17 protein-coding genes are annotated in these 18,029 nt (G+C 37.7%); 5 read left to right on the top strand and 12 right to left on the bottom strand.

From position 1 onward, the window contains the following. Positions 1-84: 84 nt before the first annotated feature. The gene (locus ABXG98_RS08940; RefSeq protein ID WP_353538324.1) at positions 85-849 is read left to right on the top strand and encodes a hypothetical protein; all 765 of its coding nucleotides are present in this window, start codon (positions 85-87) and stop codon (positions 847-849) included. A 41-nt stretch (positions 850-890) separates the two neighbouring features. Beyond that, positions 891-1,736, top strand: a complete 846-nt coding sequence (locus ABXG98_RS08935; protein WP_353538323.1) for a tetratricopeptide repeat protein — start codon at positions 891-893, stop codon at positions 1,734-1,736. Between the two features lie 148 nt (positions 1,737-1,884). On the opposite strand, the gene ABXG98_RS08930 is transcribed toward ABXG98_RS08935, so the two are convergent. From ABXG98_RS08930 to tyrS, 10 genes are all read right to left on the bottom strand, one after another. After that, positions 1,885-2,544: a lysophospholipid acyltransferase family protein gene (locus ABXG98_RS08930; protein ID WP_353538322.1), complete on the bottom strand. Its 660-nt coding sequence runs from the start codon at positions 2,542-2,544 to the stop codon at positions 1,885-1,887. A gap of 30 nt (positions 2,545-2,574) precedes the next feature. After that, complete coding sequence (locus ABXG98_RS08925) at positions 2,575-2,898, bottom strand: ribonuclease E inhibitor RraB (RefSeq protein WP_353538321.1); 324 nt, start codon at positions 2,896-2,898, stop codon at positions 2,575-2,577. Between the two features lie 292 nt (positions 2,899-3,190). Further along, positions 3,191-3,757: a DUF4136 domain-containing protein gene (locus ABXG98_RS08920; protein WP_353538320.1), complete on the bottom strand. Its 567-nt coding sequence runs from the start codon at positions 3,755-3,757 to the stop codon at positions 3,191-3,193. A 93-nt stretch (positions 3,758-3,850) separates the two neighbouring features. Next, positions 3,851-4,360 carry a nitrous oxide reductase accessory protein NosL gene (locus ABXG98_RS08915; RefSeq protein WP_353538319.1) on the bottom strand — a complete coding sequence of 170 codons (510 nt, stop codon included), beginning with the start codon at positions 4,358-4,360 and terminating at the stop codon, positions 3,851-3,853. A gap of 24 nt (positions 4,361-4,384) precedes the next feature. Next, on the bottom strand, positions 4,385-5,203 hold the full coding sequence (locus ABXG98_RS08910; protein WP_353538318.1) for an ABC transporter permease: 819 nt from the start codon (positions 5,201-5,203) through the stop codon (positions 4,385-4,387). Beyond that, entirely contained in the window at positions 5,203-6,141 is a 939-nt protein-coding gene (locus tag ABXG98_RS08905) for an ABC transporter ATP-binding protein (protein WP_353538317.1), read from the bottom strand. The genes ABXG98_RS08910 and ABXG98_RS08905 overlap by 1 nt, the downstream gene beginning before the upstream one ends. Further along, complete coding sequence (locus ABXG98_RS08900; protein ID WP_353538316.1) at positions 6,138-7,520, bottom strand: nitrous oxide reductase family maturation protein NosD; 1,383 nt, start codon at positions 7,518-7,520, stop codon at positions 6,138-6,140. Before ABXG98_RS08900 ends, ABXG98_RS08905 begins: the two co-directional genes overlap by 4 nt. Positions 7,521-7,904: 384 nt before the next feature. Continuing rightward, positions 7,905-9,803 carry a TAT-dependent nitrous-oxide reductase gene (nosZ, locus tag ABXG98_RS08895; protein WP_353538315.1) on the bottom strand — a complete coding sequence of 633 codons (1,899 nt, stop codon included), beginning with the start codon at positions 9,801-9,803 and terminating at the stop codon, positions 7,905-7,907. Positions 9,804-9,881: 78 nt separating this feature from the next. Next, a complete protein-coding gene (gene nosR / locus ABXG98_RS08890) occupies positions 9,882-12,005 on the bottom strand; it encodes a transcriptional regulator NosR (protein WP_353538314.1) in 2,124 nt (707 codons plus the stop codon). 339 nt (positions 12,006-12,344) lie between these two features. After that, positions 12,345-13,544 carry a tyrosine--tRNA ligase gene (gene tyrS / locus ABXG98_RS08885; RefSeq protein ID WP_353538313.1) on the bottom strand — a complete coding sequence of 400 codons (1,200 nt, stop codon included), beginning with the start codon at positions 13,542-13,544 and terminating at the stop codon, positions 12,345-12,347. 211 nt (positions 13,545-13,755) lie between these two features. Here tyrS and ABXG98_RS08880 point away from each other — a divergent pair, with 211 nt between their 5' ends. The 3 genes from ABXG98_RS08880 (at position 13,756) to ABXG98_RS08870 (ending at position 16,825) form a co-directional block, all read left to right on the top strand. Next, complete coding sequence (locus ABXG98_RS08880; RefSeq protein ID WP_353538312.1) at positions 13,756-15,225, top strand: peptidoglycan DD-metalloendopeptidase family protein; 1,470 nt, start codon at positions 13,756-13,758, stop codon at positions 15,223-15,225. After that, positions 15,218-16,447, top strand: coding sequence for an anhydro-N-acetylmuramic acid kinase (locus ABXG98_RS08875; protein WP_353538573.1), 1,230 nt, complete (start codon positions 15,218-15,220; stop codon positions 16,445-16,447). Before ABXG98_RS08880 ends, ABXG98_RS08875 begins: the two co-directional genes overlap by 8 nt. A gap of 186 nt (positions 16,448-16,633) precedes the next feature. Then, on the top strand, positions 16,634-16,825 hold the full coding sequence (locus ABXG98_RS08870; RefSeq protein WP_353538311.1) for a hypothetical protein: 192 nt from the start codon (positions 16,634-16,636) through the stop codon (positions 16,823-16,825). Positions 16,826-16,950: 125 nt separating this feature from the next. On the opposite strand, the gene ABXG98_RS08865 is transcribed toward ABXG98_RS08870, so the two are convergent. Together ABXG98_RS08865 and ABXG98_RS08860 are read right to left on the bottom strand one after the other, a co-directional pair. Next, the gene (locus ABXG98_RS08865; protein ID WP_353538310.1) at positions 16,951-17,349 is read right to left on the bottom strand and encodes a DUF1801 domain-containing protein; all 399 of its coding nucleotides are present in this window, start codon (positions 17,347-17,349) and stop codon (positions 16,951-16,953) included. A gap of 90 nt (positions 17,350-17,439) precedes the next feature. Further along, complete coding sequence (locus ABXG98_RS08860; protein WP_353538309.1) at positions 17,440-17,979, bottom strand: hydrolase; 540 nt, start codon at positions 17,977-17,979, stop codon at positions 17,440-17,442. Positions 17,980-18,029 lie beyond the last annotated feature (50 nt).

The raw sequence follows: 18,029 nt of genomic DNA, 5'->3' as shown, positions 1-18,029 counted from the left end.
GTTAACTTGTTTTCATTAACTACTAGTGCGTATTATTATCAGGGTCACCAATTTAAACCAAACAACTTGGAAATATACTAAATTATGAAAATGGTCATATTATTATTGTTCAGCTGTACTTTTACTTTCGCCCTGGAAGCAAAAGATAATGAAGTAATTCTAATCAAAAGCACAATTTACACTATCCCTGCTTCAAAAAATTCATCTAGTATATCGATTCAATCAGAAGAGAAACAATTAGATGAGGCAGCTAATCTAATCGTTTCCCTGGGAGAAGATGCAAGCATAGAAACTGGTGATAAAGAAAGCGGCATAATAAATTTATATTTTAAATTTGATGAGACAGGGGAATATTTTGACATTGATTATCAATTAAAAAGCAACGGTAATCAAAGTATCAGTAAGCTAGAGGGTAACCCCCTAAGCAGCTCATTAGCCATTTCAGTATCCATTGATAACATCACCAAATTAGTAAACATTGAAACTGAGAAATTTGACAATAAAACATTAGCGCTAGCCTCACAAACTATTACAAGAGAAGAGCTAGCCAAAGAAGTTTCTTATTGCTATGCCGCGAGAAAATACATTAGTCCCAAAAGGTGGAAAGTATCAGATACTTATGAATATCATAAATTCCCTTCTAAACTTAGAACCCGCAACAAACACATAAAGTATAGAATCGCTGAATTACAGGCATATATGGTACTTATTGATTACCTAATTGGTAGTGAAAATACCTATAAATATATTAACCAAGCTAATCTTCGACAAGAAGACCGTAACGCGGCCATACAAGCAAAACGTTATTGCTCAAAAATAGATGAAAAACTTACTTTGATAAAAGACTAAAGTGAAAACAACCGTAATTTAGCATAAAAAAGGAAATACTTATGAAAATTAACAACCTACTTTTAACCTTAATTTTGGCCCTATTTTCAATAACCAGTTACTCTGCAGAAATGAGTCAGTGCGACACTGAAGAATGCCGACAATATTTTAAAAAATATAAAAATTACGCCCGCATTGGCTATGCTGATGCTATGTCTGCGCTGGGTGAATTTTATTATCATGGTTATGGTACAGAAAAGAATTTAGATAAAGCATTAAAACAATTTAGAAGAGCAACCAAGTATGGGTCTTATGCTGCCCCTGTAAAAGTCGCTTTACTGAGGTTAACAGAGCCAAATCTAAGAGACACTGAAGAAGCAATAAAGTATTTAAAAAAAGCCGCTAGAATGAAACACCCCGATGCTAATTTTTTACTTGGCATGATATATTACAGCAAAACATTTGGTGAATACGATATTGAGTTATCCGATAAATACTTAACGAAAACATATGTGTTAGGTCATAAATTCATGAACCAATTCCTTGATTACATGCAAAGTGAAAACAGGTTAATACCTGACGACTTCCCCAAATTAACGGCTCGACTAAAAAATGTTGAACCTAAGAACAAACTAAAAACAGTATTACTTAAATCGACTAAGCAGCAAGATAAAAATGCATACCTTAGCCCCAAAAATGCGTTGTCTGATAACATTGAGGTAGTAGAAATTAACGCCCCAACCTTAACAGCTATTTTTGACCAACAATTTGATATTTTTGATAGTAGCATCCCTGATAAAAGCTCAGGCACTGGTACCTTGATAATAGGGCGAACATGCGATCAAATGTTAAGTTGTAAAACAGTGAATAAAGATGACTTTAAGCGAATGGTTGACTATATGAACTAGTACAGTAATTTCAATACATTTTATATTGGGGCGTTTGTTTAAATCATTTTTCAAAGCCTATACTAAAATAGGCTAGCCCCAAACATAATGCTAAGGTATGGAATACTAATATCATAATGACAATTAGAGTGAACCTAGGAGAGCAAGCCTAAGGCTGTTCGAACACGGCTTTCATATCTTGTTGGATTTGTTCATACCAACCCTCGGCGACTGTTATCGCAGGTAATGCTTGTATTTCAATCACGCCGCTTTTTGCGGTTTGTTCATATTCGTTATAAATTGAAAGAATATTTTTAATAACCACTGGCTGTGCTTTGAGGTTTAACTTTTCGACGACCAACTTAGTGCCACCTTCAAACGCTTCTATCTTTCCGGTTTGTGAGCGAGTACCTTCGGGGAATATAACAACTTTTTTACCTTGGCATGAACGGATGTCTTTAAGTAGTTTGATTATCGCTCTTCTGTCTTGTTGGTCAACAGTGATATGACCAACGCGATCCACAACCACCGAAACTGGCCATTTATCCATAATACCTGTTCGGCCAACAAAACGTACATCATTGCCAATGAGTTCTTCTAGTACAAAAATATCTGTCATACTTTGATGATTGACAATTAATATATCGGTATCATCATCAATCACACCCGTCAAATTAACCGTTGCTCCCGCATTTCTCACAATTCTAATACTAAAATAGCGTCGTAACTTATTAAAGAGGTCACCATGGGGTTTACACAAAGAGAGTGCGATTGATTCTGCTGCGATAGTTAAATAAACTTTATACTTTTTGAGGATGAAAAATAACATAAAACTTTGTAATTTAAAGCATAAAAATAATTAAGCTTCTATTCCCCAACCATCGTTGTAACCAGAAAACTTGTTGGCAATCGCCTCAAAATCTGTTTCTTGTTTAAGAATATTGTCATAACTTGGCACTATTTCTATAGTACAATCAAGATCCCAAACATTTGGCGTTTCGTCAGGGTGAATGTCGACAATGACATTAGGCATGTTTTCAGTAATATAGGCTGCCATCGTTTGAGCTTGAGCTTGCTGTTCAAACAAATGAAAAAACACTACTTTGTGAGTAACACTCAGATCTATGCCAGCTTGGTGCATTTCTGCTAACACTTGACCCGTTTCATCTGTAGGAAAATTCATAGTTTATCTGCTTTATTAACGAAGTGATTTGCAAGGGTTTGTATTATAAACAGTGTATAACCGCTTGAATAGTTTTTTGAATGATTTATTAGCTAACGTATTCACTTGTTAAAGCGCATCGCTAAAATTCACAGTAGTTATGGTTTCAGTACGCCAACAAGCTATGTGGTTGGCTATACGCTTGACGACAATAGCCACTAGTTGCTTGCTTACTGTTATTTTTCGAAGTGGCTTTTACAAATATTACGCCATCATTAATATTCAAACCAACAAAACAGGCTAGGATATAGCATTAGTTAATCGCTTTATTGTTGCTCACCTTATGCGGGTATCGCGCTAACATAGAGGTAACTGCATTGTTTATTTTACTGTTGGTTTCTACGCTATTATCTTTTACGTCTAGGTTTAAAGGAAAAACACTGCGCCAAACCGACCGGTTTTGTTTTGGGTCAACTAAATCTAAAACCAAATTACCCCGAGTAACTTGTTTATATTGATTTTTTGTTTGCCATGTATTCGCCCTTAAGCAAGGTTCGCAAAAATTTACCACCTTATTATAATGCGAATATTCGGCTGATGCGCCAGTAAACAGATGATAAGTAACAATAACATCAGCTTGCTCTATAGTCGCATAGCCAAATTTTTTATTTGCCATGGCACGTTCAATGGCGATTTCAATGGCATTTCTGTGAGCACTTAATAAGCTTTGTGTCTCACCAAAAAGTGAATTACGCTGATAGAGGCTGTAGCTTTTAACATGGCTAAAATCGAAATTATCATGAAAAACTACTCCCGCTTGTTTACTAGCACAAGCAATCAGAACAAAGTGTAATAGAACAATTGTGAGTGTTTTAAACATGTTAAGTAACATAAAGTAAGAGCAAAGAACTTTTCAGCCTAACAAGTTCTTTGCTTACTTTAAAGTATTGGTTTTAACTATTAAGGGCTTTTATCACAGCGCATCAAAATTTATATCATTAAAACTCAATACTTTACCGCCAAACTCTATCGCAAAAGCCTTAGCATCTTCTTGTTGACTAAAACTTGCTAGCGTTGCTCCCATTGCACCAGTTTTTTCTGAGCCAACCACATACCAAGCACTTTTAGCATCAATAAAGTATTTATCATCAATACTGTCACTACCCCATGGCATTTTGCTCATATCGTGTACTAACATTTGACTAACATTGCGGGTGTTCTCTGGATCTAAATAATAGCTGAACATGTCACGAGTTGAACAAAACTTGAATACTTTATCGCCTTGTTCTTTACGGAAAACCTCACCTTTAGGGCCATCAAAACGGGTAATGAGCATGCCGCATAAATGACATTCATCAGCCGATTCCATCGCAACGGCTTGATGTAACATTTGTTTTTTCTCTGTGTTATCAGAGCAAGCAATTAATGCGGTACTAAGGAGCACTAGGCTGCAGATCAAGGTTAAAAATTTATAAGGTTTCATGATAAATATTCTCAGTAAAAATGATTAAAGTTTCTTTTTCTTAAAAATGAAAATAGCCAAGGTTAACGGCAAAAACACCCAAGCCAGTAGTGCTGAAAACAACTGTGTTTGTGACAAACTAGCTTTGATAGCTACTGACAAAGCACCGTTAACATCACTGCTTGCTAATCCTGCTAAATTAACCAAACGGAAAATATCAGTAGGATTTAACATCATCAACTGGGTTAACCCTTGCTGTGACACGCCTTCTTCAACGCCAACTAATAATGCAAGCAAGGCTAGGTCAAACGCTAACGCAAACAAGAACCAGGTGATAAGGGCAAAACCAGCGGCTTTGGATTTTTCACTTACCGAAAGGCTGATCAAGTATGAAATAGCAGTAAAGCTTAAACCTAATAGTATTGCGCTAACAATAAATAGTGAGAAAGCCCATAGAATCTCGCTATCACCAAGCTGAACATACAGTAACACTGCAGAGGCTCCAAACCCCAATAAGGTGGCTAACGCTATGATACTGCCCTGCCCGATAAACTTACCTATTAACAATTGGCTTTTGCTTAAAGGGTAAGTTAACAGCAATAATAACGTCCCACTTTCTTGTTCACCAACAAAACTGTCATAGCTAAGTAAAAGTGCAATTAACGGAATAAGAAAAACCGCAAGACTCGCTAAGCTTGCTACTGTAGTCGATAAAGAAGTAACACCAACGGCTCCAGATGCTGCGGCGCCAAAATAGGTCAAGCCAATAGACAACAGCGCAAAGATTAACGTGATAGACACTAACCAGCGGTTACGTAAACCATCATGAAACTCTTTATTAGCCACGGTTAATATTTGTTTCATTAGCTTTGCCCTCGTGCTGTTTCTTTTTTCAACTCACTGCTTTGATGTTGAGTTAAAAAGTGCTGGTATACTTTTTCTAAATTAGCAGACTCAACGTTAATATCATCAAGTTCATTTAAGCTCAACAGTTGTTTTAATACGCTAAGTTTTTCATCTTCAGGTACCATCAGGGTACCTTGACATGCTGTTGTTAAATAACTGCTTAACTTAATATCGTTTGCAACCGCTCCATTTAATCCTGAGGGTTTTATCACTACAGGCAGGGCTGCTTGTTGGCGTAATTCACCCAAGGTGCCCATCGCTAATAATTTTCCAGAAGATAAAATCATCGCACGATCAATATGTTGTTCAACACCAGGCAACACATGAGAACATAAGATAACACTTGAGCCATTGGATTTAAGTTGATCCACTGTTTTATAAAAATCACCTGTAGCAATGGGATCTAAACCAACCGTTGGCTCATCTAGTAATAATAATTTCGGTTCACCAATAAAGGCCTGAGCTAAACCAAGACGTTGGCGCATGCCTTTTGAATAAGTTTTAACTTGGCGTTTCATCGCATGAGTAATGCCCACCTGCTCAAGAAGCTCTACTGCTTGTTTCTTATTAAAGCCTTTTAATTTGGCAAAATAGGTCAACACTTCTAAACCGGTTAGCTGTTCATAAAAGCTCACATTTTCAGGCAAATAACCAACCTTGGTACGACAATGCCACGCTTCTTTTGAGTCAGGCGCCATACCCATTACTTCAACCTTGCCATGGCTAGGTGAAATAACCCCTAGAATAAGCTTCATCATGGTGGTTTTACCCGCACCATTATGACCAAACAATCCTAAAACTTCGCCTTCGTTGAGCGACATTGTCATCGCGCTTAAGGCCGCTAATTGACCATAGGTTTTTCCTGCCTCTGTTAACGAGACTAACGGAGTATTCATAGTTTTTCTTCCTGCAAACGCGTTAACGAAACTTGTTTAACGTTAGTTTGTTGTTTCTCTTGTAAATAAGCTTGAGACAAGTGAGGCGTCATCAGTGGATGACTGTCTTTTACCCCAGGGGGTTTTAGCACTGGAAATTGTTTTTGAACCCAGCGTAAAATTAAAATTGCGGGACTGTCCATAATCATTTTCATCTCGGGATATTGCCACACTAGCTTATCAATACCATCATTGGGTTCAAATACTGCATCACCAATACCATCGTTATCCATATCCCAGCCAAGGTAATTGCTCCAATAATTACCACGCCCATCTTTACTCCATTCTTGTTTAGTATTTGAAACATATTTAACTTGAGTAGGATTATTAATAAAGCTGTTGCCGTAAATCTTTATATTTTTAGAGCCTGCTGTTAAATGAATACCTATTTCTGCGGTATCTACCACATTTCCCTCTAAGGTGTTGAAACCAGAGTTATAAACAAATAAACCTTTGCCGTCTCGACCTAATACTTTATTTTCAGGTTTGGTCCAAACATTTTTGATGTGATTATTAATGAAGTTTGATTGGGTGATAAAGTTCATTAAAAAACCATAATCTTCGCTATCAGTGGTTTTATTGCCTATGATATTCAAACGCCTAGAACTCATTAAGGCATAGCCTGCTCGGGTGCTATAAGCGGTGTTACCTTTTACAGTATTATCGTAAGAGTACATATAATGAATACCATAACGTAAATCATGCATGGTATTATTTTCAATCAGGTTGTTTTGACTAGAAATAACATAAATACCATCTCTCACTTTATACGTTTCATTATTATAAACATGGCTATGAGTAACATTTGCCACTTGTATGCCATTACCTCGATCAGCAGAGCGTAAAGCTAAGTTTCCCTCAACGGTATTATTAAAGATTTTCGCCTCAGTTACATGGTTTAGCCAAATGCCAAAGCCATCACCGGTTAAGGTGTTATTTTTAATAACTAAACCAACCGCTCGTTCATTTTTTACCTTATCATTAGAATAGATACCCGCATTTTGGTCAGTAAGGTCTTTTCCCCAGTTAACAATAACCAGATTATCTATAGTGATATGAGAATTTTTTAAGGTTAGCCCATGACCATAGCCTTGGGAATCAATAAAGCTAGCTTGCTTGCCTCCTTCATTGCTTCCACGTAAGGTAATTTGCTTATTAACCACAAAGTTACCTGCATACCGTCCAGGTTCAAGTAATATCACATCACCATCTTGGCTACTATCAAGTATTTGTTGGAGATTGTCTGCCGTGGTTAACTGGTATTCTTGAGCAAAAGCCAATTGACTACAATTAACAATAAAAACAAATAGAAATAAGCATAACGGCTGGATTTTTTTCATCAAGAGCAACGCATTTTATCGAGAAGTTTTAAAGTAGACACAGCATAACATTTTTAATTATTCGACTGTTGATCTTAATTAAAAAATAAAAGTAAAAAAGCTCAATATCTGCTGATATTGAGCTTTTTTTGTGTTTTTTAGCACACTGAATATTTTCAGTATGCTTAATAGTTGTCTGTTTGAAACTTACGCTTTAACAAACATACGTCCACGCATTTCCATACTTGTGTTGTAAGGCCGCATGACAGAACCAGTTCTGACTCTATCCTCAGCAACGATTAAAGCTTACGCTTTAACAAACATACGTCCACGCATTTCCATACTTGTGTTGTATGGCTGCATGACAGAACCAGTTCTGGCTCTATCCACAGCAACGATTAAAGCTTACGCTTTAACAAACATACGTCCACGCATTTCCATATGTAGCGCATGACAGAACCAGTTACAGTAATACCATTGTACGCCTGGTTTATTAGCTGTAAAAGTAATAGAAGAAGTTTGCTGTGGACTAATTTCCATTTGTACACCATGGTTAGTCATACAAAAACCGTGAGTTACATCTTCTACTTGGTCAAGGTTAGTAACAATAACGGTGACTTCATCACCTAGGTTTACTTCAAATGACTCCATACCATAAGTTGGAGCAACAGATGTCATATACACGCGCACTTTTTTAGGATCATTCTTGTCACGAATCACTTTGTTATCACTCATGGTGTTAACACCGTCTTTTTTCGCAATAGCTAGAGTTTCCGCAAAAATTGAATCATCGCGTGACCAAACTTTGTTTGGTTTCACTTTACTACGGTGAATAATTGTACCGTCATGTGGTTCAGCAAAAGTAGGACCATCATGAACAATTTTCATTTCATCACCTGAAATATCAATTAATTGATCATTTTCTGGTTTCAAAGGACCTACAGGTAAGAATCTATCTTTAGAGAACTTAGATAAAACAACTAACCATTTACCGTCAGCATCACGAGTTTCACCCGATGAAGTAGAGTTATGACCCGGTTGATAATGTACATCAAGTTTTTGACGAAGGTAATTTACTTTTTTACCTTGATACGCTTGAATTGCTTCTTCAATGTTCCATTTAGCCACTTGGCTATCAAGGAATAACGTTGTGAATGCATGACCTTTGTTATCAAAAGCGGTGTGCAATGGCCCCAAACCTAATTCTGGTTCACCAACAACGGTATCACGAGGTTTAATTTTATCGTTAAACAAATCATCTAATTTTTCAATAGAGATAATTGAAACGGTAGGTGAAAGCTTACCATTAGCCATAAAATACTTACCATCAGGTGAAGTATTTAAACCATGAGGAGATTTAGGTACTGGAATATAACGGGTTAAATCAGAGCCTTTACGACCATCTAACACAGGTACATTATTACCATTATACGTTTTGAATTTACCTGCTTTAACTGCAGCTTCACAACGAGCAAGGTTAAATACCACAACATGATCACGCTCTGCACCGATCATTTCACCTAGGTTCATACCCATTTCTGAGTTATAACATGTTGAGGCAAAATACTTACCGTCGTAGTCAGCATCAGTGTTATCTAAGTTACCATCAACCATTACTTGGAAAGCAATTTCCATGGTTTCTGCGTCAATAACATTGTACAACGAACGGTAAGTGCTAACATCTTTCATGCCATCTTTACCGTCATTATTCATTGGGATTTCAAATTCACCATTACATACTACATATTTAGTGTAAGGTACTTTTTGCACACGTAAACCATGTACCGCTTGTATATTTGGCACTGTGATCATTTTGTCACATTTCATCACATCACAACGAATACGCGCTACACGCGAGTTAGCTTTATCGTTGATGAAAACATACTTACCATTGTAACGACCGTCAGTCATACTCATGTGCGGATGATGAGAATCACCCATCATGATATCGGCGCTATCGCCTTTGATACGCTTAGACTCATCTGTTAAGCCCCAGCCTGTCGCTGAATCAGTATTAAAAACAGGAATACGCATTAATTCACGCATTGATGGAATGCCCATAATACGTACTTCACCTGAATGACCGCCTGACCAGAAACCGTAATATTCATCAAGTTCACCTGGGTGAACTACTGGGCTCAAACCACCTTCAGCTGCTTTTGCTTTAGCTGTTGCTGCAAACATAGCGGCTGTCATTGGGGCAGCGGCAACACCAGCACCAATTAGCGCTGTTTTACCGAAAAATTTACGGCGATCAGCATTTTCAATGCTCACCTCATTATTTTTTTGCTCTTCATTACTCATTGGTTTTCTCCGTTTTTAATAATTAGTTATTTAGCTTCATCGACAATGTCTTCCTAGAAAACATCACCTAAAACGACATTAAGCTACTTCTGTTACTTTGATTGCTGCTTCTTTGTACTTAGCTTTCTTACGTGCCAATTTTTTCAGTGGCGGACATTTTTCTTCATTAAAATAGGTTACCTGACAATCAAGACAATAATGACACTCACGCATGTTGATCACCCCATCAGGATTGATTGCTTGAATCTCACATTCTTTAGCACAGGTTTTACAAGGCTGACCACACTCTGGGCGACGACGTAACCAACTAAATAAGCGAATGCTATTACTGGTTGATAACGCGGCCCCTAATGGGCATAAATAGCGACAGAAAAACTTGCGATTAAAAATGTTGATAATTAATAAGGCAGATGCGTACAAAATAAACGGCCATTCACGATCAAACTTCAATAAAAAAGTGGTTTTAAAAGGCTCTACTTCTGCAAATTGCTCGGCTAGTGCTAACGATTCTAAAGATAAGCCAAACAAAGCGAGTAATATTAGATATTTAATCGCCCACAGACGCTCATGTACTGCCCAAGGCAACTCAAATTGAGGGATTTTAATGTAACGGGCAAAAATATTTATCAGCTCTTGTAGTGCACCAAACGGACACAACCAGCCACAATAAACTGCACGTCCCCATAAAATCATGGTTACCGCAGCAGCGCCCCACAAGATGAAGATCACAGGATCAAGCAAAAATAAATCCCAAGAAAAATCAGACATAAAGGCTTGCAAGAAAGTAAAGACGTTGACCACAGAGAGTTGTCCGCCCCATGACCAACCAATAAATACCACGGTAACTACCAAGAACGCGTGACGGAAGTTATGCATAAAGGTAGGATGGCGAACCAATATATCTTGGAAGAATAAACTTAACACCACAATACTGAGTAAGATGATCAAAATAACCACTTCGGTATTTTTTTCTTTCCACACTTGCTGAGTTAATGAGAGCTCTGGCTCAGGCATAATTAAAGCAGGGCGATCAACAAACTTATCCAAAGTATGATAATCGGCTTTAAAGCTGGTAAAAATACTTTCTAATGGTCCAGTTTGACGACGAACTAACAATTCTAGCTGCCAATCAGAAGCAGGGTTAAACTCATGATGTTCACGAATGATAAAAATAGATCTTTCTTTAAACTCAGGCGCACCGTCAATATAAATATCTGGTAAACGGCTGTGATCTAAATCTCTAAAAGCAAAAGCATTGTTATTTTGCAGAATTTGAATTCTATCGAAAATAGCACCACGCACATACCCTGAGCCTTTAAAAGAATACCCTTTCCCCATTAACACTAAAGCATGCTCATTAGGTTTTAATGAAGCCATCAAGTAATTATATTCACTTTCACCTAATAAATTACGTCCAATGGTTGGTATATCTACTTGGGCAAAATATATTTCTGCAAACATATCTTGTTTTTGTTCTGGTGATGCTTCATCAACATGCTCGGCTTCAGTGCCAACAAACGCTTCATCAACGGTTTTTCTATTCAGGTATAATTTACGTATAGCACCATTTCCGGTCAAAGTAGTCCAATCAGCTTTTTCATACACATCTTTATGAATTGTCCCCATGGGCTGAATTGGCTCTGAGCTGGTACTAATAATTCCGAGTGAACTGGCCACTAACTTTGCTGCTTTAACGATAGCAACGTTCATCACCATGACGGTAACTGTCGCACCAGATAGGCCATCAATATGAACTACCCCTTCGGTTTTATTGCCACCGACTTTCAAACGTTCACTGACATGCAAACCATTATATTGATCAGCAAACTTGTGGAGTTTAGACTCAGGAATACCCGCTAGAATAATGGGTTCATGATGTTCTAATACCTTTGCCGCTAAATAACTTCCTTTGGCATCAATTGCCACTAACATATTAACGGGCTCACCAGAGTACGCAGGAATTTTTGCTAAATCGTTGGTTTCAAATGCGTAACCAAGCACTTCATCATTGTTATAAACCGTCCAGATTAATGGATCCCCAGCTTTAGCTGATAGTTTTTCAGAAATTTTGGTTTGTTGTGGAAAGATTTCCTTAATCAACGGCATAGGATCTTTAGGCGGACTCACAAACAACGCCTGGGCTGGAGTACTAAAAACCACAGAAAGAAATAAAATAAAAACTGTAAAAACAGTATGTTGCATGAGAATACTTTTTGAATACCGGAAAAACATAAGAATCCACTTCTTGATAAAAAAACACCAGCAAAAGCAGTATAGGTTAAAATGACACACTGCGACAATATGTCACAGTGTACGCGTTCAAGTTTTTACAGTTATGATGTAGATCAAAAACAGTAATAAAAGAGCGGATAAAAAATGATTAAGAACAGCCAGATATATCCATAATGATTTTATGGTTATATCTGTAGTATTACTCGTGGATAACACATTGATGAGAATAGGTGCGTTAAAACTAAAAGACCAATCGTCAGATTGGCCTTTAAAAAAGTCTATTGGTAGTTATTCCATAAAATCACTGAATTAGTTCACACTTACTTTAGCAAATTTTCTTTTTCCAACCTGATAAACAGCTTGGGTTCCACGTGTTATTACCAAACTTTTGTCGGTAATTTTTTCGCCATCAATTTTAGCTGCGCCTTGCTTGATCATTCGGTATGCATCTGAAGTACTACCGACTAATCCTGCCTCTTTTAATAAGTTAGCAATCGCTATCTCCCCATTTTCTGGAGTGATTTCATGCTCTGGCATTTCATCAGGCATAGCCCCTTTTTGAAAACGGTTGATAAATTCATCGTGTGCTGCTTGAGCAGCAGTCTCATCATGGAAGCGAGCGATAATTTCTTTGGCTAAATCAATTTTCACATCACGAGGATTTTTGCCTTGTTCAATTTCGCCTTTATAACGTTCAACTTCTGCTATCGGTTTAAAACTTAATAATTCATAGTAACGCCACATTAAATCATCAGAAATTGACATGATTTTACCAAACATATCTGATGGGCTATCGGTAATGCCAATATAATTACCAAGGGATTTTGACATTTTTTGTACGCCATCTAAGCCTTCAAGCAGTGGCATCATTAACACGGTTTGTGGACGCTGGCCTTCTGACTTTTGTAGTTCACGCCCCATGAGTAAATTAAACTTTTGATCGGTACCTCCTAGCTCGACATCAGCTTCAAGCGCTACAGAATCCCAACCTTGAACCAAAGGATACATAAATTCATGGATAGCAATAGCTTGGCCATTGGCATACCGCTTTTTAAAGTCATCACGTTCCATCATACGGGCAACCGTTTGACGAGAGGCTAGTGATAACATACCGGCAGCACCTAATTTTTCCATCCAAGTAGAATTAAAAGCTACGGTAGTTTTTTCAGGATCTAGAATTTTAAATACTTGCTCTTTATAAGTTTCAGCGTTGGCTAATACATCTGCTTTGGTTAACGGTTTACGGGTAACATTTTTGCCGGTTGGGTCACCAATCATACCGGTGAAGTCACCAATTAAGAAAATCACTTCGTGACCTTGCTGCTGAAATTGGCGAAGCTTATTAATCAAAACTGTGTGGCCTAAGTGTAAATCAGGTGCTGTTGGATCAAAACCTGCCTTAATTTTTAATGGTTTGCCGGTTTTTAATTTTTCTAATAGTTCATCTTCAACTAAGATCTCTTCCGCACCACGTTTTAATTCTGCAAACGCTTGACTAACATCGGTCATTTTTAGCTCCACTAGCTAGATATAGGTTTATTTCAATGGCCGAATTCTACTCACTTTGGCTTCCACATAAAAGTAGAAAAGTCGATGTTCTACTTTTTTATACAAACTTTTATACAAATTTATATAAAAACTTTCAGAAAAACTTTGGTATAGTGAAATAATAGTTAACGACAGTTATCGTATTTCGGTTACCATTAAATAAAATATCCTTGTGAATAAACAACAAATAATACAGCGTCAGTTAAAAAACCTGCATGAAGTCTATCTGCGTGTATCTGAAATTTTTCAACGACTTCCTAAAAAACATCGCCTCATCATTATTTTCACTAGCCTGCTTGCGCTATTGTTAATACTAATGCCCAGTAGACATGAGCTGAGCCAACAAAACCTCGGTAATGAAAGCTTTGAAATAGGTAAACGTTATCAAGTAGCCATGCCGCAGCAATCCTCCGGCGCCCAGCGGGTTAAAACCATTGACATCCCCTCTATTGACTCGAAAGATAATGACGTAAGTCAACGCACAAACACCATGACAACCAGAGTTAATTCCGAGCAACAACAAGCGGTTACTTGGCAGAGTGTCAAAGTGCGTAGCGGTGACTCATTAGCTAGAATTTTTAAACGTTTAGGTTTTACTGCGCAAGACACTTATGCAGTAAGTACTGCTAAAGGGCAAGACAGTAAATTACTATTGAAAATCAATGTTGGGGATACTCTTCGCATTGCAACGAATGATAAAAAGCAAATTACCGCTCTAGAATACCCTTTATCTAAGACGGATACCCTATTTATTAATTTGGTTGGCGATAGTTTCCAATCTCACAAAGAAAGCAAACCAGTTGAAGTAAGACAAGCGTTTGCCCATGGAACCATCACCTCAAATTTTTGGAATGCAGGAACCGCTGCGGGGCTAACCGACGGGCAAGTGATATCCCTTGCAAATATTTTTGGTTGGGACATAGATTTTGCATTAGATATACGCAAAGGCGATAACTTTCATGTTATTTTTGAACAGCAATTTGTTGAAGGAGAATACATTGGTACTGGAAACATTTTAGCCGCAGAATTTATCAATCAAGACGACCCTTTTAGGGCAGTACGCTTTACCGACGGTGAATATTACACACCTGACGGTAAAAGCATGCGTAAAGCTTTTTTACGCGCACCTGTTAATTTTAAATACATTAGTTCTAGCTTCAAACGTAAACGTTTTCATCCTGTACAAAAACGCTGGAAGGCCCATAGAGGTGTGGACTATGCGGCCAAAACCGGCACTCCTGTTGTCGCCGCCGGTAATGGCAAAGTTATCAGAGCAACCTATGATAAATACAATGGTCATCATGTGTTTATCCAACATGGTAATGGCATAGAAACCAAATACATTCATTTTTCTAAACGGGCGGTAAAAAAAGGTCAGCGAGTTAAACAAGGACAAGTCATCGGTTATGTTGGCTCTACCGGCTTAGCTGCCGGACCGCATTTACATTATGAGTTTTTACTTAACGGGGTACATCGCAACCCAAGAACCGTTAAATTACCTGACGCCAAACCGATAGCTAAAAAGTATAAAGCTGAATTTACTATTCTAGCCGAGCAAAGGTTACAGGAACTCGCCGGTTCAAAAAGTGCTATGCTTTCCATGGAAACAAACAGGGAAAGTAGCCCATTAAGTGATGACTAATACTCCTATGAGCTCGCATAAACAAGCAAACTATTACATTGGTTTAATGTCAGGTACCAGTGCAGATGGCATCGACTTAGCTTTAGTTTCTTTCGATGAGAATCATAAGCTGACACATCATGGCAGTTACTATCAGGCTTATAGCCCTGAAATGACACAAAAGATCACTGCATTGTACTGCGCTCAAAACAATAATTCTGATAATAATGAAATTGATCGTGCTTTTTCATTAGACATTGAGCTAGCCAAACTGTTTGCCAATGCCATTACGGCTTTTTTACTACAGCAACAACTCTGTGCTAATGACATCATAGCTATAGGTAACCACGGACAAACCATTCGTCATAGACCACTCGCTAAACATGCATTTACCTTGCAAATTGGCTGCTGTCAAACGTTAGCTACCTTGACCAATATCAGAGTGGTTGGTCAGTTTAGACGCAAAGACATGGCCCTAGGCGGACAAGGTGCTCCATTGGTTCCCGCTTTTCACCAAACCATTTTTTGTGAAAAATTGCTAAATGATAACACCGCCAAGGCTAACGCAATGATTGATGGCTCTGACGTGTTCGTCATTAATATCGGTGGTATTTCAAATCTTACCTTTCTACCAGCAAGCGATAACTTAGATGTGATTGGCTACGATACAGGTACAGGTAATGCCTTAATGGACGATTGGTTTCAGTTTCACCATCCTAGCGAAAAATCGCTCTATGATAAAAATGGTACTTGGGCTGCAAGTGGTCAGGTAAATGCTGATTTATTAGCACAGTTATTGTCTGATGAGTATTTTCAACTCATTCCACCTAAAAGCACTGGCCGAGAATATTTTAATTTAGCATGGCTTAAGCAACAATTAGCGAAAGTTAAACCGGTAGCAAGCCAAGATGTACAAGCTACCCTAAATAGATTTACCGCTACCACAATTGTCAACGCCATCAAGCAGCACAGTTCAGGTACAAAAAACATCACTAAAGTCTATCTTTGTGGTGGTGGCGTTCATAATAAAACGTTGAAAGATGAGCTAAATCAACAACTAATACCACAAGAAAGAAAGTACGAAATTTTTCTTACTAATCAAAAGGATATTGATGCCGACCAGCTTGAAGCCATCGCATTTGCATGGCTCGCCTTTGCATATGACAAAAAGTTATTAAGCAACATACCAGCAGTCACGGGGGCTAGCAAAAGTTGTACCCTTGGCTGCGCATTTTTTCCTTAAATGGCACTAGTAAAGCTAAATTTTACCTCTATAATGATTTATTCAACGAATAAAAAAACAGCAATGTTTGATGGTTTTCATTTAGTTTTTTGATTGATAGTTTTTTAACAAAAAATATTATTGAACTAATAACTGATTATTTAATCTAACTACTTGCATCTTTATAATTTATTAATAGGAGGCGCTATGGAATTTAATGATATTCATATTGGTATGAAATGTGGCAGCAGAAAAGGTAGTGGTACTGTCACTTGGATTGATGGCTCAACTCGTACAATCTACATGGCCGACACCTGTAACAATAATAATTTTGAAGTAGAATTTGAAGATATCATCGAAGATCATCAAGCCCATAATAGAGAAGATACTTTCTATTAAAATTGCTTGAGTAACGTTGAAAATTGAGTGTTTATAATCCTTAAAAGCCTATCTAAGAAAACCCATAAAATTAAGTTTTATGGGTTTTTCTTTTACTAGCAAGCCATGTTTTTTTATGCTCAGAGTCAGTGGTTGCTACACGGATATTTTTGCTGCATATATTGCACGGATATACTAGCAATATCAGCAAGCACATCCAATTTAATATCAGAGAGTTTATTAATATACAAGCATGACTTACCACATCTATACTTACCTAAGTTGGCTAATTTATCAGTAAACATGGCAAAGCCCGGCATAATATAAACCACTAAGTTTTGTTTTCGTGGGGAAAATGCGATCACAGATGAGTCACCTTCTCTGCCACTTTTGTATTGGTAGTGATATTGTCCATAACCAATGATGCTGCCACTTAAATGGGGTTTATACCCAGAAACCTGTTCTAATAGAGTTAACAACGTAAATGCGTCAGATTGCCTGGTGTTGTTATTCAATGACATTATTAAGTCGTTGATTTCATCCATTTCCTAGCCCTTCATCTGTGAAAAATAATTACCAACGTCAGCACTTGACCGCAAGTAATTGATTTAAAGCAGCTTATCATTTAAGCCCGATTATTTAATCAATGCTAATATTTGTTTGAACTCTGCTTTACCCGCATCTTTTACTAACTCATAAAGGCACATTTCAAGCCCAGTAAGGCTTGCACCTTTAGTTTGGAGTTTGTTTAACGCAAGCTCGACATTTGCTTTCTCACGTGATGAAACACAGTCAGCAACAACCTCAACCTCATAACCCGTTGCAAGCAACCCAGCGACTGTTTGATAGACACAAATATGAGATTCTATGCCACAAACTAGCCACTGTTGCACACTACTTTCAGAGATAGCATCAACAAAACCTTTATTTCTACAAGCATCAAAGGTGGATTTCTCTAGCGGTTGACTTCCATTTAATAACTCACTGAGCTCTGGCACTGTGCGCCCTAAACCTTGAGGGTTTTGCTCTAACCACACGATTGGCAGGTTCAGTATTTGACACCCTTGAACAAGCGTTTGTATATTATTCAATAGCGTCTCGCTCTCATAGACCATACGAGCAAGTTTACCTTGAACATCAACGATGATTAACCCTGTTTTTTCTTGATTTAACATACTCGTGACCCCTGATTTTTTCGCTGTAAATACTCCTTAACACCACTTAA

Origin of the sequence: Colwellia sp. KU-HH00111, from assembly GCF_040362745.1 — a bacterium.
Taxonomy (GTDB): domain Bacteria; phylum Pseudomonadota; class Gammaproteobacteria; order Enterobacterales; family Alteromonadaceae; genus Colwellia.
Note: the sequence above shows the minus strand (reverse complement) of the source record. Positions and strands in the feature narration are given on the sequence as shown.